General features: G+C 69.9%; 18 protein-coding genes. 11 read left to right on the top strand and 7 right to left on the bottom strand.

Annotated features, from left to right (window positions below; translation table 11 throughout):
- The first annotated feature begins 94 nt into the window (after nucleotides 1–94).
- Together betT and EDC29_RS05400 are read left to right on the top strand one after the other, a co-directional pair.
- On the top strand, nucleotides 95–2,110 hold the full coding sequence (gene betT, locus EDC29_RS05405; protein ID WP_123139655.1) for a choline BCCT transporter BetT: 2,016 nt from the start codon (nucleotides 95–97) through the stop codon (nucleotides 2,108–2,110).
- A 295-nt stretch (nucleotides 2,111–2,405) separates the two neighbouring features.
- Nucleotides 2,406–3,029, top strand: coding sequence for a class I SAM-dependent DNA methyltransferase (locus EDC29_RS05400; RefSeq protein WP_132228905.1), 624 nt, complete (start codon nucleotides 2,406–2,408; stop codon nucleotides 3,027–3,029).
- 6 nt (nucleotides 3,030–3,035) lie between these two features.
- Here EDC29_RS05400 and EDC29_RS05395 read toward each other — a convergent pair whose 3' ends face one another.
- The 7 genes from EDC29_RS05395 to EDC29_RS05365 form a co-directional block, all read right to left on the bottom strand.
- Entirely contained in the window at nucleotides 3,036–4,457 is a 1,422-nt protein-coding gene (locus EDC29_RS05395; protein ID WP_132228903.1) for an aminotransferase-like domain-containing protein, read from the bottom strand.
- 324 nt (nucleotides 4,458–4,781) lie between these two features.
- Nucleotides 4,782–5,693, bottom strand: coding sequence for a dTDP-4-dehydrorhamnose reductase (gene rfbD, locus EDC29_RS05390; protein WP_123142605.1), 912 nt, complete (start codon nucleotides 5,691–5,693; stop codon nucleotides 4,782–4,784).
- Nucleotides 5,690–6,253, bottom strand: a complete 564-nt coding sequence (rfbC, locus tag EDC29_RS05385; protein ID WP_123139762.1) for a dTDP-4-dehydrorhamnose 3,5-epimerase — start codon at nucleotides 6,251–6,253, stop codon at nucleotides 5,690–5,692. The genes rfbD and rfbC overlap by 4 nt, the downstream gene beginning before the upstream one ends.
- Nucleotides 6,253–7,131, bottom strand: a complete 879-nt coding sequence (gene rfbA, locus EDC29_RS05380) for a glucose-1-phosphate thymidylyltransferase RfbA (RefSeq protein WP_132228901.1) — start codon at nucleotides 7,129–7,131, stop codon at nucleotides 6,253–6,255. Before rfbA ends, rfbC begins: the two co-directional genes overlap by 1 nt.
- Before the next feature lie 10 nt (nucleotides 7,132–7,141).
- Entirely contained in the window at nucleotides 7,142–8,197 is a 1,056-nt protein-coding gene (gene rfbB, locus EDC29_RS05375) for a dTDP-glucose 4,6-dehydratase (RefSeq protein ID WP_132228899.1), read from the bottom strand.
- 22 nt (nucleotides 8,198–8,219) lie between these two features.
- Nucleotides 8,220–8,795 carry a single-stranded DNA-binding protein gene (gene ssb, locus EDC29_RS05370; protein ID WP_132228897.1) on the bottom strand — a complete coding sequence of 192 codons (576 nt, stop codon included), beginning with the start codon at nucleotides 8,793–8,795 and terminating at the stop codon, nucleotides 8,220–8,222.
- A gap of 167 nt (nucleotides 8,796–8,962) precedes the next feature.
- Nucleotides 8,963–10,381: an MFS transporter gene (locus EDC29_RS05365; RefSeq protein ID WP_123142602.1), complete on the bottom strand. Its 1,419-nt coding sequence runs from the start codon at nucleotides 10,379–10,381 to the stop codon at nucleotides 8,963–8,965.
- 95 nt (nucleotides 10,382–10,476) lie between these two features.
- On the opposite strand from EDC29_RS05365, the gene uvrA reads away from it, so the two are divergent.
- From uvrA to fdxB, 9 genes are all read left to right on the top strand, one after another.
- A complete protein-coding gene (gene uvrA, locus EDC29_RS05360; RefSeq protein WP_132228895.1) occupies nucleotides 10,477–13,302 on the top strand; it encodes an excinuclease ABC subunit UvrA in 2,826 nt (941 codons plus the stop codon).
- Between the two features lie 58 nt (nucleotides 13,303–13,360).
- On the top strand, nucleotides 13,361–15,547 hold the full coding sequence (gene recQ / locus EDC29_RS05355; protein WP_132228893.1) for a DNA helicase RecQ: 2,187 nt from the start codon (nucleotides 13,361–13,363) through the stop codon (nucleotides 15,545–15,547).
- Nucleotides 15,548–15,551: 4 nt separating this feature from the next.
- Nucleotides 15,552–16,139, top strand: a complete 588-nt coding sequence (locus tag EDC29_RS05350) for a pseudouridine synthase (RefSeq protein ID WP_132228891.1) — start codon at nucleotides 15,552–15,554, stop codon at nucleotides 16,137–16,139.
- A gap of 330 nt (nucleotides 16,140–16,469) precedes the next feature.
- Nucleotides 16,470–17,444: an ARPP-1 family domain-containing protein gene (locus EDC29_RS05345; protein WP_123142598.1), complete on the top strand. Its 975-nt coding sequence runs from the start codon at nucleotides 16,470–16,472 to the stop codon at nucleotides 17,442–17,444.
- Nucleotides 17,445–18,241: 797 nt separating this feature from the next.
- Nucleotides 18,242–18,721: a NifB/NifX family molybdenum-iron cluster-binding protein gene (locus EDC29_RS05335; protein ID WP_132228887.1), complete on the top strand. Its 480-nt coding sequence runs from the start codon at nucleotides 18,242–18,244 to the stop codon at nucleotides 18,719–18,721.
- Nucleotides 18,709–19,128, top strand: a complete 420-nt coding sequence (locus tag EDC29_RS05330) for a SoxR reducing system RseC family protein (protein ID WP_132228885.1) — start codon at nucleotides 18,709–18,711, stop codon at nucleotides 19,126–19,128. The genes EDC29_RS05335 and EDC29_RS05330 overlap by 13 nt, the downstream gene beginning before the upstream one ends.
- 34 nt (nucleotides 19,129–19,162) lie before the next feature.
- Nucleotides 19,163–19,636, top strand: coding sequence for a NifX-associated nitrogen fixation protein (locus EDC29_RS05325; protein ID WP_123139640.1), 474 nt, complete (start codon nucleotides 19,163–19,165; stop codon nucleotides 19,634–19,636).
- 29 nt (nucleotides 19,637–19,665) lie between these two features.
- The gene (locus EDC29_RS05320; protein WP_062271915.1) at nucleotides 19,666–19,875 is read left to right on the top strand and encodes a CCE_0567 family metalloprotein; all 210 of its coding nucleotides are present in this window, start codon (nucleotides 19,666–19,668) and stop codon (nucleotides 19,873–19,875) included.
- A 103-nt stretch (nucleotides 19,876–19,978) separates the two neighbouring features.
- The gene (gene fdxB, locus EDC29_RS05315) at nucleotides 19,979–20,287 is read left to right on the top strand and encodes a ferredoxin III, nif-specific (protein WP_132228883.1); all 309 of its coding nucleotides are present in this window, start codon (nucleotides 19,979–19,981) and stop codon (nucleotides 20,285–20,287) included.
- The last annotated feature ends 24 nt before the right edge of the window (nucleotides 20,288–20,311 follow it).

Here is a 20,311-nt window from a genome sequence, read left to right as displayed (position 1 = left end):
AACGCGCTCCGTCACCGCGACGGGACGCGTTTCCCGGCACCGAGCGAGGGTCCGGTCAGGGACCGATCCCTTCCAGCAATCGATACCATCAACCATGCAAAGCTTCATCGACGACGACCACGGCCAGCGGCCGCTCGAGGTCAATCGCACGGTGTTCATCGCCTCGGCGGCGCTGACCGCGCTGCTGATCGCCATCACCATGCTCTTCCCCGCCAGGACCGAGGCACTGCTCGGGCTCGCGCTCGGCTGGGTCTCCGACCACTTCGGCTGGTACTACATGCTCGCGCTCGCCGCCTATAGCGGCTTCGTGCTGTTCATCGCGCTCTCGCGCTACGGCGACATCCGTCTCGGCCCGGATCACGCCACCCCGGACTTCAACTATGTCACCTGGGCGGCAATGCTGTTCTCGGCGGGCATCGGCATCGACCTGCTGTTCTTCGGCGCCTCCGAGCCGCTCGCCCACTTCCTCACCCCGCCCGGCGGCGCGGAGACCGCGCTGCAACCGGCCGAGCGCGCCGCCATCGCCCAGACCTTCCTCCACTGGGGGGTGCACGGCTGGGGGCTCTACGCCCTGATGGGCATGGCGCTGGCCTACTTCGCCTATCGCCACAAGATGCCCCTGGCGCTACGCTCGGCGCTGGTGCCGCTGATCGGGCGCAAGCGCGCCGCCGGCTGGATCGGTCACACCGTCGACACCTTCGGCGTGGTCTGCACCCTGTTCGGCATCGCCACCAGCCTCGGTATCGGCGTGCTCCAGGCCAACGCCGGCATGACCCACATCTTCGGCATCGAGTCGAGCAAGCTGGTCCAGGCGGCGATCATCGTCACCGTCATCATCCTCGCCGGCCTGTCGGCGATCTCCGGGGTCGAGCGCGGCGTGCGCCGACTCTCGGAGATCAACATGGGCTTCGCCACCCTGCTGCTGATCGCGCTGCTGTTGATGGGACCGACGCTGTACCTGCTCAACGGTCTGGTGCAGAACATCGGCGACTACTTCCAGGGCCTGATCGGCAAGACCTTCGACGTCTACGCCTATGACGGCGCCGAAGGGGCCTCCTGGAAGGCCGGCTGGACGGTGTTCTTCTGGGCCTGGTGGCTGGCCTGGTCGCCCTTCGTCGGGCTGTTCATCGCGCGCATCTCGCGCGGGCGCACGCTGCGCGAGTTCGTGCTCGGGGCGATGTTCATCCCGCTCGGCTTCATCTTCGCCTGGTTCTCGATCTTCGGTAACAGCGCCATCGACCTGGTCAACAACGGCGCCGTCGAACTCGGCGAGATCGCCGTCAACGACCCGGCAATGGGCCTGTTCGCCTTCTTCGACCACTATCCGGCCGCCTCGCTGTGGTCCGGCCTGGCGGTGGTGCTGGGGCTGATCTTCTTCATCACCTCGGCCGACTCCGGCGCCCTGGTGCTGGCCAACCTCAGCACCAAGGGCCTGACCTCGGAGCAGGATGCGCCGATCTGGCTGCGCCTGTTCTGGGCCGCGCTCACCGGGTTGATCACCCTCGGGCTACTGTTCGCCGGCGGCTTCAACTCGCTGCAGTCGGTGGTGGTGGTCTCGGCGCTGCCCTTCTCGGTGATCCTGCTGCTGTTCATGTGGTCGCTGCACTACAGCCTGCGTCAGGAGGCGACCAAGCGGAAGGCCGAGAACATCGACTTCGCCCCGGCGATCTCGGACAAGGGGCTGGGCTGGAAGGAGCGGCTCTCGCGCATCGTCCACTTCCCCTCGCGCCAGTTCGTCGAACAATTCCTGCACGAGACCGTGGAGCCGGCGATGGCGGAGGTCTCGCAGGCGCTCAATCAGCGCGGACTCGACACCGAGCTGAGCCATGACACCGAGGACCACCGGCTGTGTCTGCAGGTCAAGCACGGCAACGAGATGGACTTCTTCTACATGGTCAACCTGATCGGCTCCGCCAAGCCGGTGTTCGCGCTCGGCCAGTCCGGCAACATCGCCGCGCACCACGAGAACGAGCGCTACTACCGCGCCGAGGTCTTCCTCCGCGAGGGGGGCCAGGAGTATGACCTGGTCGGCTATAGCAAGGCCCAGGTGATCAACGACATCCTCAACCAGTACGAGCGGCACATGCAGTTCCTGCATCTCGACCGCTGATCCCCCCCGCACCCGCGCGCCCGGCGCGGGTGTCCAGCTCCGGCGCCCAGCGGCGCCGGGGCCACTCGCCCTCCCCGGCGCGGATCGCGACCACCCGGGCGTCGATTTGACAACCGCCGCGCCGACTCGACAGGATGACGGGGACATATCCGATGCGTCCCATCCGGCACCAAGCGCGTGCCGCACCATCCATGACCCGGTCACACCAGGCCAGGACGCATCATCACCCGGACGCACAAGCACGCGTCCCGAGTCGCGGGAATGCCCGCGCTCGTCCAGCCTCCAGGAGTCCTCGATGAGCGACCACCACGACATCCTCGAACGCGCACTCGCCTCCGGCGACAAGGACGCGATCACCAGCGCCTATCGCGAGTGGGCGGCCAACTACGACGCCGATCTCACCGGCAAGATGGACTATGTCGCCCCGGCGATCGCCGGGGGATTGCTGATGGAACACCTCGACGACCCGAGCGCCGAGGTGCTCGACGCCGGTTGCGGCACCGGACTCGCTGGCGCTTGCCTCCATCGGGCGGGCTACCGCCTACTCGACGGTCTCGACTACTCGGTCGACATGCTCGAACAGGCCCGCGCCAAGGGCATCTATCGCAGCCTCGACCAGGGCGACCTGACCAGCCGCCTGGCAATCGCCGACGACCGCTACGATGCCGTGCTCTGTGTCGGCACCTTCACCTGTGGCCATGTCGGTCCGCAGGCGCTGCACGAGCTGATTCGCATCACCCGCCCCGGCGGTCACATCTGCTTCACCGTGCGCGACCGCGCCTGGGCAGAGGACGACTACGCCCGCGAGATCGCCGCGATCACCGACGCCGGGCGGTGGCAGGAGATCGAGACCCGCACCACCGACTATATCCGCGAGGAGGGCTCGCAGGGTCAGGTCTGTCTCTACCGCGTCGCCTGATCGCCCTCAGTCGCCGGCCAGCTCGCGCGCCAGCGCGCCGAGCCGGCGCAGCGCCCGTTCCACCGCCGGGGTCCAGGGCACCGCGGCATTGAGCCGCAGACAGTCGCGATACTTGCCGCTGGCCGAGAACATCGGCCCCGGGGCGATGCTGATCCCCTCGCGATGGGCGCGCGCGTGCAGCGCCATGCTGTCGATCCCCGCCGGCAGCTGCAGCCACAGCAGGAAACCGCCGCTCGGTCGCGTCACCCGGGTGCCGGGCGGGAAGTGACGCTCGACGGCATGACGCATCCGCCCCACCGCCAGCGCAAACCCCGCGCTGACCTCGCGCAGATGACGCAGATAGGCACCGCTGGCGAGCAGCTCGGCGAGGGCGAGCTGGAGCACCGAAGGTGCGGCCAGGTTGGTGGCGTACTTGAGGAATTCGATGCGCTCGAACTCGACGCCCGGCGCGACCCAGCCCACCCGCATCCCCGGCGACAGGGTCTTGGAGAAGGAGCCGCAGTAGATCACCCGCCCCTCCCGGTCATAACACTTGGCGGTGTCCGGGCGCACACCCGAAAAGGCCAGATCGCCGTAGATGTCGTCCTCGATCAGCGCCACCCCATGAGCGGCCAGCAGCTCGCTCAGGGCACGCTTGCGCGCGCTCGAGAGCACCGCGCCGAGCGGGTTGCTGAAGTTGGTGGTGACGATACAGGCGGCCACCGACCACTGTTCCAGGGCGAAACCGAGCGCCTCCAGACTGATGCCCTGGGCCGGGTCGGTGGGGATCTCCAGCGCCTGCAGCCCGAGCGCATCGAGCGCCTGCAGCAGCCCGTAGTAGGTCGGTGACTCCACCGCCACCACATCGCCGGGACGGGTGAGCGCGCGCAACGCCAGCGTCACCGCCTCCAGACAACCGCTGGTGATCAGCAGCGCGTCCGGGTGCAAGGGGGTACCGTGTGCGCTCAGGTGGCGGGCGACCTGGCGACGCAATGCCTCGAGTCCGGGCGGGAAGGCGCAGTCGATCGCCGCGTCGGGATAGCGCCGGTAGGCGCTGGCCACCGCCCGCGCCAGCGCCTTGCGCGGCAACAGCCGGGGATCGGGCACCGCCGCGCCGAGCTGGACGAAGGCCGGGTCGTTGGCCGCCTGCAGCAGCCGCAACACCATGTCCTGCCCGCGCACCGGCGCCGGTGCCGGGGGTGGCGTCGAGATCGCCGGCTGGGCCGAGCGGGTCGGCGCCTGCACGTAATAGCCCGAACGTGCCCGCGCCCGCACCCGCCCCTGCGCCTCGAGCCGGTGCAGCGCTTCGAGCACGGTGCCGATACTCACCCCGAACTCGCGTGCCAGCCGGCGTACCCCGGGCAGCCGCTCGCCCGGGCGGTAGAGCCCGTCGCGCATCCGCGCCTCCAGCGCGGCGGCGATCTCGGCATAGCGATAGGATGTCGACATAACAGGTACAGTTTCCCGACAACCGACCGGTACAGATGGCGCGAGAGCGACAACTGTATCGGTCATTTTCCTTGGATTTGTCTCTGTGCCCGCCGCAGCGGGCCGCCTAGCCTAATGACTCGCAAGCTTAGGCAGGAGGAACACGGGATGTCGACATCGAAGGGACGACAGGCGTTGGGATGGTTCGCAGCGCTCGCGGCACTGCTCGCCATCGTCGCGCTGGGCACGGAGATCGGCCCGCCAGTGGCCGGGGAGGCAAGCCCCACGTGCCGCGCCTGTCCCTGAGCGGTGTCCGGCGGGCGACGGCGCCGCCGGAACGGTGGCTCAGTCGAGCTCCTCGAGACACTGCGCCAGCGAGTCGCGCCAGTGCGGCATCGCCAGCCCGAAGGTGCGCTCGAAGTGACCGTTGTCGAGCACCGAGTAGGCCGGACGCGGCGCCGGCGCGGGATACTCCGAGGAGGGGATCGGGGTGAGGTTGCAGCCCTCGCCACAGGCCTCGAGGATGGCGCAGGCGAAGCCGTACCAGCTCACCTCGCCGCCGCCGGTGAGGTGATAGAGACCGCCGACCTCGTCGAGGTCGAGCTCGCCGCGCAGCACCCGGTAGAGCACCTGGGCGGTCATCTCGGCGAGCATCCGGCTCCAGGTCGGCGAACCGATCTGGTCGTCGACCACGCGCAGCTCGTCGCGCTCGGCGAACAGCCGGCGCATGGTCAGCAGGAAGTTCGCGCCGCGCGCGCCATAGACCCAGCTGGTGCGGAACACCAGGGCGCGGGCGCCGGCGTCGAGCAAGGCGCGCTCACCGGCGAGCTTGGTCTCGCCGTAGACGTTGAGCGGATCGGGCTGGTCATCCTCGGTGTAGGGACGCCCGAGGGTGCCGGAGAAGACGAAGTCGGTCGAGTAGTGCACCACCGGGACGGCGCGCTTGGCGAGCAGCACGCCGAGTTCACCGACGGCATCGGCGTTGATCCGCTGGGCGCTGTCGCGGTCCTGTTCGGCGCGATCGACCGCGGTGTAGGCCGCGGCGTTGATCACCGCGTCGGGACGCGCCTCGTCGACCAGCCGCGCCAGCGATTTCGGGTCCATCAGATCGATGGTCGGCCCGTATTCGCCCTCGAGCGAGGCGGCCACCACCTCGCCCAGCCCGGCGAGGGTGCGACGCAGCTCCCAGCCGACCTGGCCGTTGGCGCCGATCAGCAGCAGGCGTGGACGCTCGGGGGTCTGGTGTTTGTGACTCATGCGTAATCCTCGTAGCCGGGGAGACGATCCGCCGGGATATCGGCCAGACAGCGCGCCGCGCCGTCCTTCTGCGACAGCGACGGCGCGCCCTCGAGCGGCCATTCGATACCGATCGCGGGGTCGTCCCAACGGACGCTGAACTCGGTCTCGGGACTGTAGTAGTCGGTGTTCTTGTAGACGAACAGGGCATGCTCGCCGGTCACCACGAAGCCGTGGGCGAAGCCCGGCGGCACCCAGAACTGGCGCTTGTTCTCGCCCGAGAGGGTCACCCCGGTCCAGCGGCCGAAGTGCGGCGAGCCGCGGCGAATGTCGACGGCGACGTCGAACACCTCGCCCTCGAGCACCTGTACCAGCTTGCCCTGGGCGTGCGGGTGCTGCACGTGCAGGCCGCGCAGCACGCCGTGGGTCGAATAGGACTGGTTGTCCTGCACCAGCGGCGGGATGCCGAATTCGGCATAGCGGTTGGCGCGATAGGTCTCCAGGAAGTAGCCGCGCGCGTCCCCGAACACCTTGGGTTCGAGGATCAGCACGCCCGGCAGTTCGGTCTCGATCACCTGCATCATTGCACCCGTTTCAGCAGTCCCAACAGATACTCGCCATAGCCGCTCTTGCGCAGCGCCTCACCGGTGGCGCGCAGGGCCGCGGCGTCGATCCAGCCGTTGAGATAGGCGACCTCCTCCGGACAGCAGATCTTCAGCCCCTGGCGCTTCTCGATGGTCTCGATGTACTGCCCGGCCTGCATCAGCGACTCGTGGGTGCCGGTGTCGAGCCAGGCGGTACCGCGACCGATGCGATCGAGATAGAGCTCGCCGTGCTCGAGATAGCGCGAGTTGAGATCGGTGATCTCGAGCTCGCCGCGCGCCGAGGGACGCAGCGTGCGCGCCAGCTCGCAGACCTTGCCGTCGTAGAAATAGATCCCGGTCACCGCCCAGTTGGATTTGGGGGCGGTGGGTTTCTCCTCCAGCCCGATCACCCGGCCATCGTCGTCGAACTCGGCCACGCCGTAGCGCTCGGGATCGGAGACGTAGTAGCCGAACACCGTCGCCCCCGACTCGCGGGCGCTCGCCGCCTTGAGCTGATTGACCAGACCGTGACCGTAGAAGATGTTGTCGCCGAGGATCAGGCAGCTGGGGTCGCCGGCGATGAACTCCTCGCCGATCAGGAAGGCCTGCGCCAGTCCGTCCGGGCTCGGCTGCTCGGCGTAGGAGAGCTTGATGCCCCACTGACTGCCGTCGTCGAGCAGCGCGCGAAAGTGCGGCAGATCGCGCGGGGTGGAGATGATCAGGATGTCGCGAATCCCCGCCAGCATCAGCGTCGCCAGCGGGTAGTAGATCATCGGCTTGTCGTAGACCGGCAGCAATTGCTTGCTGAGGGTCCGGGTGAGCGGATAGAGACGGGTGCCGGATCCGCCGGCGAGGATGATTCCCTTTCTGTTCATGCGTCGCTCCTCAGTTGTCGGCACCACCGAGACGCTCGCCGCGATAGCTGCCGTCGGTCACCCGCGCGCACCACTCGGGGTGGCCGAGATACCACTCGAGGGTGCGCCGCAGCCCGCTCTCGAAGGTCTCCTGCGGCGTCCAACCGAGCTCGCGCCGGAGCTTGGAGGCGTCGATCGCATAGCGACGGTCGTGACCGGGGCGGTCCTTGACGAAGGTCTTGAGCGCGGCGTGGGGGCGGTGCGGGGCGTCGGGCAGCAGCTCGTCGAGCAGCGCGCAGAGGGTATCGACCACCTCCAGGTTGGTGCGCTCGCTGTTGCCGCCGACGTTGTAGACCTCGCCCGGGGTACCGGCCTCGAGCACCCGCCAGATCGCCCGGCAGTGGTCCTCGACGAAGAGCCAGTCGCGCACGTTGCCGCCGTCGCCGTAGATCGGCAGCGACTCGCCGCGGCAGGCCTTGAGGATCATCAGCGGGATCAGTTTCTCGGGGAACTGATAGGGCCCGTAGTTGTTCGAGCAGTTGGTGGTGAGCACCGGCAGGCCGTAGGTGTGGAACCAGGCGCGTACCAGGTGATCGGAGCCGGCCTTGCTCGCCGAGTAGGGCGAGTTGGGGGCATAGGGCGTGGTCTCGGTGAAGGCCCCGGTGGGGCCGAGCGAACCATAGACCTCGTCGGTGGAGACATGGAGGAAGCGGAAGCCCTCCGGCTCGCCGCGCTCGGCCCAGTAGGCGCGCGCGCTCTCGAGCAGATTGAAGGTGCCGACCAGGTTGGTCTGCACGAAGTCGCCGGGGCCGTCGATCGAGCGATCGACATGGCTCTCGGCGGCGAAGTTGACCACCGCGTCGACCTGATGCTCGCGCAGCAACCGCGAGACCAGCTCGCGGTCGCCGATGTCGCCCTGCACGAAATGATGACGCGGCTCGTCCCCGAGGTCGGCGAGCGAGTCGAGGTTGCCGGCATAGGTCAGCAGATCGAGGTTGACCACCCGGACATCGGACTGGGCGAGCGCGAGGCGCACGAAGTTGCTACCGATGAAACCGGCACCACCGGTGACGAGCAGGGTCTGCATGGATCTCTCCTTGAGGTTCGGATCAGAACGGGATGTCGTCGTCGAAGTCCGCCCCGCCGCCGAACCCGCCCGAGGGTGCGCCACCCGAGGGTGCGCCGCCGCTGCCACCGCCGGCATAGCCGCCACCGGAGTAGCCACCGCCCTGGGGCGCGGCCTGAGGCCCCCCCTGGCGGGCGCCGCCCTGGGGCGCGCCGCGCGGCGGCTCGTCGTCGAAGGGCGCGGAGCTGCCGTAGCCGCTGCCACCGCCGGCGCGACCATCGAGCATCTGCATGGTACCGCTGATGTCGACCACCACCTCGGTGGTATAGCGGTCCTGGCCGTCCTGGCCCTGCCACTTGCGGGTACGCAGCTTGCCCTCGATATAGACCTTCGAGCCCTTGCGCAGATACTGCTTGGCGACCTCGGCGACCTTGCCGAAGATGGCCACGTTGTGCCATTCGGTGCGCTCGCGGGTCTCGCCGGTGGCGCGGTCGCGCCAGCTCTCGCTGGTGGCCAGACGCAGGTTGGCCACGGCGTCGCCGCTGGGCATGTAGCGGATCTCGGGGTCGGCCCCGAGGTTGCCGATCAGGATCACCTTGTTGACACCACGTGTCGCCATCTCTTCCTCCCGCCTGACGCGGCGCGCCGGGCGTGTTGCATTCGTTTCGAGTGATACAGGAGGATCGACGCGCGCCCGTCCCCGGGCGGCGCCGATCCGATATTCGGTTCGTCTCCGTCGTCACCGCCGCGGGCGATGACCCTGCGGGGCCTGCGCGGGGTCGGATCTCAGGCGCCGGCCGAAAGGGTCTGCAATCTTGCCCAATCGAGTCGACGACTGTCCACCTTCAGGTAGGCCACGCCCTCGTCGAGCGCCACCACCGCCTCGCGCACCCCGGGCTCGGCGAGCAGCCGCCGCTCCAGCGCCGCCGCATCCCCCGCCCCCGGCGCCAGCGTCAGCACCCGCCGCCCCAGGTCCTCGGGCATGCGCATCCCCGCCACCAGCGCGACCCAGGCCAGCGACACCAGCACACCGACCAGATAGACGGCATCCGGGCCGAAGCGCTCGTGTGCCCAGCCGCCGAGCACGCCACCGAGGAAGGCGCCGACGAACTGGGCGCTGGAGAACACCCCCATGGCGGTGCCCTTGGCACCGGCGCGCGCGCTCTTCGAGACCAGCGAGGGCAGCACCGCCTCGAGCAGGTTGAAGATGGTGAAGACCACCACCAGCAGCGCGCCGAGCACCCACAGCGACTGCCCGAACAGGGCGAAGCCGAGCATCGCCGCGCCGAGCGCGATCACCGAGCCGAGCAGCACCCCGCGCGCCTGACCACGGCGCTCGGCGAGGACGATGAAGGGCACCATCGCCGGGATCGCCAACAGCACCACCGGCAGGTACAGCCGCCAGTGCGAGGCCGCCTCCAGCCCCGCCGCCTCGACCGAGAGCGGCAGCACCACGAACAGGCTGACCATGGTCAGGTGCAACATGAAGATCGCCAGATCGAGCCGCAGCAGGGTCGGGTTGGCGAGCACCCCGCGCAGCTGATCGAGCGCCGGCTGGGCGTCGCGATGGAGCTGCGAGCGCTCGGGATCGGGCACCAGGGTGTAGAGCAACACCATCCCCGCCACCGCCAGCACCGCGGTGAGCCAGAAGATGCCCGAGACCCCGATCCAGCGCGCCAGCACCGGGCCGAGCACCAGCGCCGCGGCAAAGGACAGCGCCACGCTGATGCCGATGGCGGCCATGCCCTTGGTGCGCACCTCCTCGCGGGTGAGATCGGCGGTCAGCGCGATGATCGCCGCGGCGATCGCACCGCTGCCCTGCAGCACCCGACCGACGATCACCCAGTGGATGCTGTCGGCCAGCGCCGCCACCACGCTGCCGGCGGCAAACAGCAGCAGGCCGCCGAGGATCACCGGCTTGCGCCCGATGCGATCGGAGAGCAGCCCGAGCGGGATCTGCAGCAGCGCCTGGGTCAGGCCGTAGGCGCCGATCGCCAGCCCGATCAGCAGCGGGGTGGCGCCACTGAGCTCGTGCGCATAGAGCGCGAACACCGGCAGGATCATGAACAGACCCAGCATCCGGGTGGAGAAGATGGCGGCGAGTCCGGCGGCGGCGCGCCGTTCGGTGGGTGAGAGGGGCGGGCTCGGTATCTCTGTCTGGCTCACGGCCGCTGGCCTTTGCTTCTGGTACGCGAAGCTTCGCATAATAGCAGTTTGCCCCGGGCCGGCGCAGGCCGGACCATCGGCGCGACGGCGATCGCGTCGCCCGCCATCGACATCGAGACCTCTGCGGCCAGCCCATGGACACCATCCGCATCCGCGGCGCACGCACCCACAACCTCAAGGGGATCGACCTCGATCTGCCGCGCGAGCGGCTGATCGTCTTCACCGGGCTATCGGGCTCGGGCAAGTCCTCGCTCGCCTTCGACACCCTCTACGCCGAGGGTCAGCGGCGCTATGTCGAGTCGCTCTCGGCCTATGCCCGGCAATTCCTCTCGGTGATGGACAAGCCCGACGTCGACCACATCGAGGGGCTCTCGCCGGCGATCTCGATCGAGCAGAAGACCACCTCGCACAACCCGCGCTCGACCGTCGGCACCATCACCGAGATCTACGACTATCTGCGCCTGCTCTTCGCCCGCGCCGGCGAGCCGCGCTGCCCCACCCACGGCGTGGCGCTCGCCGCCCAGACGGTCAGCCAGATGGTCGATCAGGTGCTCGCCCGCCCCGAGGGCGAGCGGCTGATGCTGCTCGCCCCGGTGGTGCGCAACCGCAAGGGCGACCACCAGCGCCTGCTCGGCGAGCTGCACGCCCAGGGCTTCGTGCGCGCGCTGATCGACGGTGCCATCCACGAGCTCGACGCACTGCCGGCGCTCGATGCCAAGCGCCGACACGACATCGCCCTGGTGGTCGATCGCTTCCGCGTGCGCGCCGACCTCGCCAGCCGTCTGGCCGAGTCCTTCGAGACCGCGCTGGCGCTCACCGAGGGCGTCGCCAGCCTCGTCGCCCTCGACGCGCCCAATCAGCCGTTGCTCACCTTCTCGGCCAACTTCGCCTGCCCGCACTGCGGCTACAGCATCACCGAGCTCGAACCCCGCGCCTTCTCCTTCAACAACCCCGCCGGCGCCTGCCCGGAGTGCGACGGTCTCGGCATCGAGCAGTTCTTCGACCCCGACAAGGTCGTGATCCACCCCGAGCTGAGCCTCGCCGGCGGCGCGGTGCGCGGCTGGGACCGGCGCAACGCCTATTACTTCGGGCTGATCCGCGCGCTCGGCGCGCACTACGGGTTCGACGTCGAGACCCCCTGGCGCGAGCTGCCCGAGACGGTGCGCGAACGGGTGCTGTTCGGCAGCGGCGAGGAGCGCATTCGCGTACGCCTGCCCAACGAGCGCGGCCCGGGGCGCGAGCGCCCCTTCGAGGGGGTGATCCGCAACATGGAGCGGCGCTACCGCGAGACCGAGTCGAACACCGTGCGCGAGGAGCTGGCGCGCTATCTCTCCCACCAGCCCTGCCCCGCCTGTCAGGGCTCGCGACTCAACCAGGCGGCGCGTCACGTCTTTCTCGGCGAGTACAACCTGCCGGCGCTGACCGCGCTGCCGGTGGGCGAGTCGCTGCGCTTTTTCGAAGGGCTCAGGCTCGCCGGCGCACGCGGCGAGATCGGCGCCAAGGTGATCGACGAGATCGCCACCCGGCTGCGCTTCCTGGTCGATGTCGGACTCGACTACCTCACCCTCGAGCGCAGCGCCGACACCCTCTCCGGCGGCGAGGCCCAGCGCATCCGCCTGGCCAGCCAGATCGGCGCCGGGCTGGTCGGGGTGCTCTACATCCTCGACGAGCCCTCGATCGGGCTGCACCAGCGCGACAACGCCCGGCTGCTGCGCACCCTCACCCATCTGCGCGACCTCGGCAACACGGTGATCGTGGTCGAACACGACGAGGACGCGATCCGCGCCGCCGACCAGGTCGTCGACCTCGGCCCCGGCGCCGGCACCCACGGCGGTCGGGTGATCGCCCAGGGCAGCGCCGCGGAGATCGCCGATGATCCCGCCTCGCTCACCGGACGCTATCTCAGCGGCGCCGAGCGCATCGCCATCCCGACACAGCGCCACCCCCCCGACCCCGAGCGCCAGCTGCGCATCCTCGGCGCGCGCGGCAACAACCTGCGCGCGGTCGACGTCGCCATCCCGGTCGGCACCCTGTGCTGCGTCACCGGGGTGTCGGGCTCGGGCAAGTCGACGCTGATCAACGACACCCTCTACCCGGTCGCCGCGCGTCACTTCAACGGCGCCAGCCTGCGCCCGCGCCCGCACGGCGCGATCGAGGGGCTGGAACACTTCGACAAGGTCATCGACATCGACCAGAGCCCGATCGGGCGCACCCCGCGCTCCAACCCCGCGACCTATACCGGGCTGTTCAACATGGTGCGCGAGCTGTTCGCCAGCGTCCCCGAGGCGCGTGCCCGGGGCTATGGCCCGGGGCGCTTCAGCTTCAACGTCAAGGGCGGACGCTGCGAGGCGTGCAAGGGCGACGGGCTGATCCGCGTCGAGATGCACTTCCTCCCCGACGTCTATGTCCAGTGCGACACCTGCCAGGGCCGACGCTACAACCGCGAGACCCTGGAGATCCGCTACAAGGGCAAGCGCATCGACGAGGTGCTCGACCTCACCATCGCCGAGGCGCTGGAGTTCTTCGCCGCCATCCCGCTGATCCAGCGCCGGTTGCAGACCCTCGTCGACGTCGGCCTCGCCTATGTCCGCCTCGGTCAGAGCGCCACCACCCTCTCCGGCGGCGAGGCGCAGCGCGTCAAGCTCAGCCGCGAGCTGGCCAAGCGCGGCAGCGGGCGCACCCTCTACATCCTCGACGAGCCGACCACCGGGCTGCACTTCCACGACGTGCGCCAGCTGCTCGAGGTGCTCCACCGGCTGCGCGACCAGGGCAACACCGTGGTGGTGATCGAGCACAACCTCGACGTCATCAAGACCGCCGACTGGATCATCGACCTCGGCCCCGAGGGCGGCGACAAGGGCGGCGAGATCGTCGCCACCGGCACCCCCGAGGCGATCGCCGCCGAACCGCGCTCGCACACCGGGCGCTTCCTCGCCCCGCTGCTCGCGCGCGGCTGGTAGCCGAGACCCGCTTCACACGACGCCGGCACACCGAGGCCGGCGAGGAGTCCATTCCCAGGTGCAAGAGACACCCCTGCAGATCCTCAACCGCGTCTTCGGCTACGAGCGCTTCCGCGGCGATCAGGCCGAGATCATCGACCGCCTGCTCGACGGCGACGATGCGCTGGTACTGATGCCCACCGGCGGCGGCAAGTCGCTGTGCTATCAGATCCCGGCGCTGCTGCGCCCCGGCACCGCCATCGTGGTCTCGCCGCTGATCGCGTTGATGCAGGATCAGGTCGACGCGATGCGCCAGCTCGGCGTCGCCGCCGCCTACCTCAATTCATCCCTCGACCCGGAGGCGGCGCAGGGCGTCGAGGAGGCGCTGCGCGCAGGCACCCTGGATCTGCTCTACGTCGCCCCCGAGCGGCTGCTCACCGAGCGCTTCCTCGGCCTGCTCGGCGAGGCGCGCATCGCGCTCTTCGCCATCGACGAGGCGCACTGCGTCTCGCAGTGGGGGCACGACTTTCGCCCCGAGTACATCCAGCTCGGGCTGCTCCACACGCGCTGGCCCGAGGTGCCGCGCATCGCCCTCACCGCCACCGCCGATGCGCCCACCCGCGCCGAGATCGTCTCGCGCCTGGGGTTGGAGCGGGCGCACCAGTTCGTCTCCAGCTTCGACCGCCCGAACATCCGCTACCGGGTGGTGGAGAAGGCCAACCCGCGCCAGCAGCTGCTCGACTTCCTCCGCCGCGAACACCCCCAGGACGCCGGCATCGTCTACTGTCTGTCGCGCAAGCGCGTCGAGGAGACCGCCGCCTTCCTCGCCGCCGAGGGCTTCACCGCTCTGCCCTATCACGCCGGGCTCGCCGCCGAGCAGCGCCGCGCCCATCAGGCCCGTTTCCTGCGCGAGGAGGCGGTGGTGATGGTCGCCACCATCGCCTTCGGCATGGGCATCGACAAGCCCGACGTGCGCTTCGTCGCCCATCTCGACCTGCCCAAGAGCCTCGAGTCCTATTACCAGGAGACCGGCCGCGCCGGGCGCGACGGCCTGCCCGCCGATGCCTGGATGACCTACGGCATCGGCGACCTGGTCACCCTCAGACGGATCATCGAGGACTCCGAGGCCGACGAACGCTTCAAGCGCATCGAGCGACAGAAGCTCGACGGCATGCTCGGCTACTGCGAGACCATCGCCTGTCGCCGTCAGGTGCTGCTCGAGTACTTCGGCGAGCACCTCGCCGAGCCCTGCGGCAACTGCGACACCTGTCTCGAGCCGGTCGACACCTGGGACGGCACCGAGGCCGCGCGCAAGGCGCTCTCGTGCATCTATCGCACCGGCCAGCGCTTCGGCAGCGCCTATCTCACCGACGTGCTGCTCGGCAAGGACAACGAGCGCATCCGCCGCTTCGGTCACGACCGGGTGAGTACCCATGGCATCGGCCAGGAACTCGGCGCGGCGCAGTGGCGCTCGGTCTATCGCCAGCTGGTCGCCGCCGGGCTGGTCGAGGTCGACCACCAGGGCCACGGCGCGCTGCGCCTCACCGAGCGCAGCCGCCCGCTGCTGCGCGGCGAGGCCCGCATCGAGCTGCGCCGCGACCCCGAGCCGCGACGCGCCCAGCGCGCCCGCCAAGGCGCCGTCGAGACCGCGCCGCGCGACGCCGAGGCCCAGGCGCTGTGGGAGGCGCTGCGCGGCCATCGTCGCGAACTGGCCCAGGCCAACAACGTCCCGGCCTATGTGATCTTCAACGACGTTACCCTGCAGGAGCTGCTCGCCCACCGCCCGCGCGATCTCGACGAACTCGCACGCATCAGCGGGCTCGGCGAGGCCAAGCTCGAACGCTTCGGCGCCGGACTGCTCGCCGTGCTCGGGGCCCATGCCGCCGAACACGGCCGCCCCGAGGGCACCGCTGCGCCGCCACCGCGCGCCACGCCCCGGCCCCGCGCACCGCGCGGGCTCGGCGACAGCGAGCGCGAGACCCTGACGCTGGTGCGCGCCGGCGCCGATGTTGCCACCATCGCCGCGCGCCGCGGTCTCAAGCCGCGCACCATCCACGGTCATCTCGCCCGCGCGGTGGCCGCCGGCGAGCTCGACGCGGCCACCGCCACCGGGCTCGACGCCGCCAGCCTGAAGCGCATCGAGACGGCCTTCGCCGCGCTGCCCGAGAACGCCATCAGCCCGCTGCGCGCGCTCCACGAGGCCCTCGGCGGTGAGTTCGACTACGGCGTGCTGCAGTGCGTGCGCGCCGCCCTGGAGCGTGATTGATCCGATGTCCCGACTGATCCTGCTCAACAAGCCCTATGGCGTGCTCTGCCAGTTCTCCGGCGAGGGCCCAACCCTCGGCGACCACGTCCCGCTGCCCGGCGTCTATCCCGCCGGGCGGCTCGACAAGGACAGCGAGGGGCTGCTGCTGCTCACCGACGACGGCCAGCTCCAGCACCGCATCAGCCACCCCCGACACAAGGCCTGGAAGACCTACTGGGTGCAGGTCGAGGGCACCCCGGAGGCCGCACAACTCGACGCACTCGCCGCCGGCGTCACCCTCAAGGACGGCCCGACCCGTCCGGCACGGGTGCGCGCCATCGCCGAGCCCGCGCTGTGGCCGCGCGAGCCGCCGGTGCGCTTTCGCAAGTCGGTGCCCACCGCCTGGATCGAGATCGCCATCCACGAGGGCCGCAACCGCCAGGTGCGGCGCATGACCGCCGCCGTCGGGCTGCCCACCCTGCGTCTGGTGCGCATGGCCATCGGCCAGTGGCGGCTCGACGGTCTCGAGCCCGGATGCTTTCGCGTGCTCGAGCTGCCGGCCACAGGCCGTCGCTCGAATGCGCGTCGCAGGACCGCAAGGCGTCCCCGCTGAGCCAACCGACGCCATCACAATCCCCGACACGGATGCATGCGACCCGCCGCGGTATTGCGTAAACGCAATAAATCGACGCATCTCCCAGGATACCCACCCCGATCGTCATACACTGGGCGCCCAGGGCGCTGCCGAAGCGGCCCGCGCCCTGCTCAACCAAGGCCCAGGTCTCCAGCGTCCCGCCGCGGAGACCTGGGTCGACAGCTGCATACCGGATGCGAAGACCGGGGCCCGTGCGCCCCTGCCCGGCACGCTCTCAGGAAGGAGACGACCGCCGCATCTGGCCGAAGTCAGGACATCAAGTGTTTCCGGCACAAGGAGAACGCCTTCATGGACAGGCTCCATCACCATCTCCCGGCGCTCGCCCTCGGCGACCCGCTGCACCATCTCAACATCGGCCTCACCCCGATCTGCGACCCGCGCCCGAGCGCACCCGACCATCTCACCCTGAGCGCCGCGATCAAGACCGGTCAGGCGCACCTGCAGACGCACGATGCCCGCGCCCAATCGCCAGGGGCGAGACTCGACAACCAGAGCACGCGTCCGCTGCTGCTGCTCGAGGGCGAGTCGCTCAGCGGCGCAGCGCGGGATCAGGTCCTCGATCACAGCCTGCTGGTACCGCCACGCAGCACCATCGGGCTCGCCCTCTCGCCGCTCGGACGGTCATCCGCCCAACAACCGGGCAACCGCCCCCGATCCTCCGGCCAGCTGCTGTTCGCCAGCGCGCGCGCGCGCAGCGCAGCGCGGCTCAGCACCCGACTGTTCGGCGAGCCCCCCTATCCGGGACGGCCGCAGGAGCTGTGGGAAGAGGTTGCGCACAAGCGCGCGCGCATGGACTGTGACGATCCGGCGCGCCCCGGCCTGGAGGCGCTCTACGACGAGTACGCCGAGTTCATCGCGCAATACGTCGCGGCCCTGCCGCCGCGACCCGACCAGATCGGCGCCATCCTCGCCATCAATGGTCGGGTCTGCGGCTTCGAGCTCTTCGCCCATCCGGCCATCCTCCATGAGCTGCTGCCGCGGATCATCGCCAGCTATGCGCTCGATGCCATCGAGTGCCTGAACTTCACCCTCCGGCGTCCCCGGCCGGAGAACCCCGGCACCCTGCTCGACGCCCTGAGCAGCGCCCCGGTGATGCCCCTGCCGCTCGGCGCCGACAGCGAACTGCTGCGTCTGGCCGCGCCGGGGCTGAGCGGCGGCGCACTGATCGCCGAGGGACGACTGCTGCACCTGCACGCCTATCGCAGCCCCTTCCCCGCTCAGCCCGAGGAGCCTCCGAGCGCACCACCACAGCTCAACGGCTGAAGGACGGCGACGAGCTTCCAGCCGCCAGCCGCCAGCAACCAGTGGGTGCCCGACCCCACCATCGCCGTCAGAGACACGCGCTGACCGGCGGCTGGTCGCTGAAGGCTGGCGGCTGACTTCCCCGTCGCCTTGTCGCAAACCCCGCAAAGACGTCGAGTGTCCTACAGCACAGTGCAGCGGCCGCGACGATTACGCTTTCGATTCATGTGGTTAGGATACGGCACACTCCGTGCTTCCCACTCTCCTGCAAGAGGATCTCGCCAGGAGTGACCGATGAAGCAGAGAGAGATCGCCGCGCTGCTCGACGCGCCGGCCTGCGCGCACAACCACAAGAGCAAGTCGGGATGCGCGCGACCCAAGCCGGGAGCGACCGCCGCCGACCTGCTGGTCGGCTGGACCGAGCTGCTCGTCGGGGTCGGCGCCGAGACCATGACCGCGGTCGCCCCGGGCAATGTCCCGGTGCTCGTCCGCGCCCGGTGCGCCGAGATCCGCACCGGCGATCTCGAGGACCTCGGACGACAGGCCGGGACCGCGCGCCGAGCTGCTGGTGACCAAGGCCCACGGCGCGCAGAGCGCCGCACGGCTCGGCATCGCGCTGTTGCGCAACGGCTTCCCGCAATCCGATCGGCTCGACGGTTGCCACCGCACCTGGATCGGCGACCGCTGGACTCGCGACACCCGCTTCGAACTCGCCAACCTGGCGCTCGAACGCGAGCGCGGCGAGCTCCATCCCTATCGCTCGCGCCTCAAGCAGTGGTCCGAGCACGAACGCACGGCGGCCTGGCCGGGAGGCACGGATGCAACGACGACTGAGGCTGCTCGAGAGCGCCACCGCAACGACCGAGCACCCGCTGCGCGTGGCCTTCGCCAGCAGCGATCGCGCGCGGATCGACCAGCACTTCGGCGCCGCCCGGGCCTTCACCATCCACGGCGTCGACCGCACCAGCCACCGGCTGCTGGAGGTCATCGAGTTCAAGACGGGCGTGCTCGACGGCAACGAGGACAAGCTCGGCGAGCGCATCGCCGCGCTCGAGGGCTGTCTCGCCGTCTATTGCGAGGCGATCGGCGCCTCGGCGGTCAGGCAGCTCCGTGCCGTCGGCGTCCAGCCGGTCAAGGTCCCGTACGGCACCCGGATCCGCGCCCAGATCGCCGCCCTGCAGGGCGAGCTGCGCGGGCGGCCCAGCCCCTGGCTGGCACGCGCGCTCGCCCCGCCCAGGCGCGGTGAAGCGCAACACGCAAGCGTCGACCAGATGGAGGCAGAGGGATGGAGCGAATGATCGAGACCGTCGCGGTGGTGACCGCGAGCGCCCCGCCACGCGCCTGGGTCGCGCCCGGCAGTGCCAGCGCCTGTTCCGGCTGCGCCCAGTCGGGCTATTGCGCCGGGGCCACGACAGGACGCCGCGGACGCGCCCGGCAGATCGTCATCGACGACCCGCTCGGACTCAGCCCCGGCGAGTCGGTGGTGATCGGCATCCCCGGCGCCGGGCTGCTGCGCGCCGCCACCCTCGCCTATCTGCTGCCGCTGCTGGCGCTGGCCGCGACCGCCTGGGCCGGCACCCGCTTCGCGCTGCCGCTGTGGGCCACGCTCGGCGGCGCGCTGCTGGCACTCGGCGCCGGACTGTGGCTGGCCGAGCGGCTCGGGCGCGACGCGCCACGCCCGGTGGTGCTACGCCGCCTGTCCTGACCCCATCCCCCAGATCCCAGCAGGAGAGAACACGATGAGCGACACCCCAGCCGCGCCACTGCCCACCCGCGGGCTGCTCGAGAGCGACTTCATGGTCGAGATGGTGCGCCAGATGCGCGCGCTCGACGCCTATGGCCAGTACGAGCACCTCGCCAACGCCGACCTGCTCGAACCCTTCGTGCTCACCAAGGAGATGCGCCGCGAGATCCCCATCGTCGGCGATCCCGACGAGATCGTGGTCGAGCGGGTCAAGGCCTTCTACAACGCCATCGCGGCGCTGATCGAGGCCGAGTGCGGGCTGATGGCGGTGCCCCTGGTGCACCTCAGTCACGAGGGCTTCGGTCGGGTGTTGATCACCACCGGCAAGCTGGTGGTGCTCGACCGCACCCTGCGCGACGTGCACCGCTTCGGCTTCCCCAGCCTGTCGCGGATGAAGGACGAGGCCGACAAGTATCTCTCCGTCGCCATCGAGCTGATCGGCGAACACCCCAAGGTCGCCGGACTCTGAGCCGCCCTGACACAGACGAGACAGAGACCATGGATCCGCAACACCGTCAGGGGCTCGAGCGCGCCGCGCGCAAGGCCAAGCGCATCGCCAACGAGCGCGCCGCCGAGCTGCACGATCTGGTCGAGGAGCGCCTGCCCGGCGCCTATGCCGAGCTGCCGGCGCTCGCCCAGGCCACCTACGACGCCTGTCTGGCGTGGGCCGAGGCCGACGCCAGACTCAAGGCCGCCGACGGGGCCTGACCCCGTCGCGATCATCGAGGATCAACACGCGACCGGCCCGGCGCCGATCGCGCCAACCGTACCGCGCGGCCGGTCGAGAGCCGCGGATTGGGAGCACTGCACCATGACTGTCATCACCGGTATCACCCGGGGCGGGGTCGAGTGGACACCGTCGTTCGTCATCACCATCGACCAGACCAGCTGCATCGGCTGTGGCCGCTGCTACAAGGTCTGTCCCCGCAAGGTCTTCGAGCTGATCGATCGCGACGAACTCGATCTCGACGAGATCGAGGACGATGACGACGATTTCGACGACGCGCCCGGCATGGTCATGAATCTCGCCGATGCGCTCGATTGCATCGGCTGCGCCTCCTGCTCGCGGGTCTGTCCCAAGGGCTGTCTCAGCCACCAGCCGAGCCCGGTGGCGGCCTGAGCCCGACGCGGACCCGGTGGGTCC

The organism is Marichromatium gracile (assembly GCF_004343155.1).
In the GTDB taxonomy this organism is placed as follows: Bacteria; Pseudomonadota; Gammaproteobacteria; order Chromatiales; family Chromatiaceae; genus Marichromatium; species Marichromatium gracile.
The sequence above is the reverse complement of the archived record's forward strand: the minus strand, read 5'-3'. Positions and strand labels throughout refer to the sequence as shown.

Excerpts from the sequence above, each read along its gene's own strand:
- EDC29_RS05350 (WP_132228891.1), top strand. The coding sequence starts at position 15,552 with ATGTCCCGACTGATCCTGCTCAACAAGCCCTATGGCGTGCTCTGCCAG.
- EDC29_RS05335 (WP_132228887.1), top strand. The coding sequence starts at position 18,242 with ATGCAACGACGACTGAGGCTGCTCGAGAGCGCCACCGCAACGACCGAG.
- EDC29_RS05400 (WP_132228905.1), top strand. The coding sequence starts at position 2,406 with ATGAGCGACCACCACGACATCCTCGAACGCGCACTCGCCTCCGGCGAC.
- rfbA (WP_132228901.1), bottom strand. The coding sequence starts at position 7,131 with ATGAACAGAAAGGGAATCATCCTCGCCGGCGGATCCGGCACCCGTCTC.
- uvrA (WP_132228895.1), top strand. The coding sequence starts at position 10,477 with ATGGACACCATCCGCATCCGCGGCGCACGCACCCACAACCTCAAGGGG.
- EDC29_RS05395 (WP_132228903.1), bottom strand. The coding sequence starts at position 4,457 with ATGTCGACATCCTATCGCTATGCCGAGATCGCCGCCGCGCTGGAGGCG.
- ssb (WP_132228897.1), bottom strand. The coding sequence starts at position 8,795 with ATGGCGACACGTGGTGTCAACAAGGTGATCCTGATCGGCAACCTCGGG.
- rfbD (WP_123142605.1), bottom strand. The coding sequence starts at position 5,693 with ATGAGTCACAAACACCAGACCCCCGAGCGTCCACGCCTGCTGCTGATC.
- fdxB (WP_132228883.1), top strand. The coding sequence starts at position 19,979 with ATGACTGTCATCACCGGTATCACCCGGGGCGGGGTCGAGTGGACACCG.
- EDC29_RS05345 (WP_123142598.1), top strand. The coding sequence starts at position 16,470 with ATGGACAGGCTCCATCACCATCTCCCGGCGCTCGCCCTCGGCGACCCG.
- EDC29_RS05325 (WP_123139640.1), top strand. The coding sequence starts at position 19,163 with ATGAGCGACACCCCAGCCGCGCCACTGCCCACCCGCGGGCTGCTCGAG.
- rfbC (WP_123139762.1), bottom strand. The coding sequence starts at position 6,253 with ATGCAGGTGATCGAGACCGAACTGCCGGGCGTGCTGATCCTCGAACCC.
- EDC29_RS05365 (WP_123142602.1), bottom strand. The coding sequence starts at position 10,381 with ATGCGAAGCTTCGCGTACCAGAAGCAAAGGCCAGCGGCCGTGAGCCAG.
- betT (WP_123139655.1), top strand. The coding sequence starts at position 95 with ATGCAAAGCTTCATCGACGACGACCACGGCCAGCGGCCGCTCGAGGTC.
- EDC29_RS05320 (WP_062271915.1), top strand. The coding sequence starts at position 19,666 with ATGGATCCGCAACACCGTCAGGGGCTCGAGCGCGCCGCGCGCAAGGCC.
- rfbB (WP_132228899.1), bottom strand. The coding sequence starts at position 8,197 with ATGCAGACCCTGCTCGTCACCGGTGGTGCCGGTTTCATCGGTAGCAAC.
- EDC29_RS05330 (WP_132228885.1), top strand. The coding sequence starts at position 18,709 with ATGGAGCGAATGATCGAGACCGTCGCGGTGGTGACCGCGAGCGCCCCG.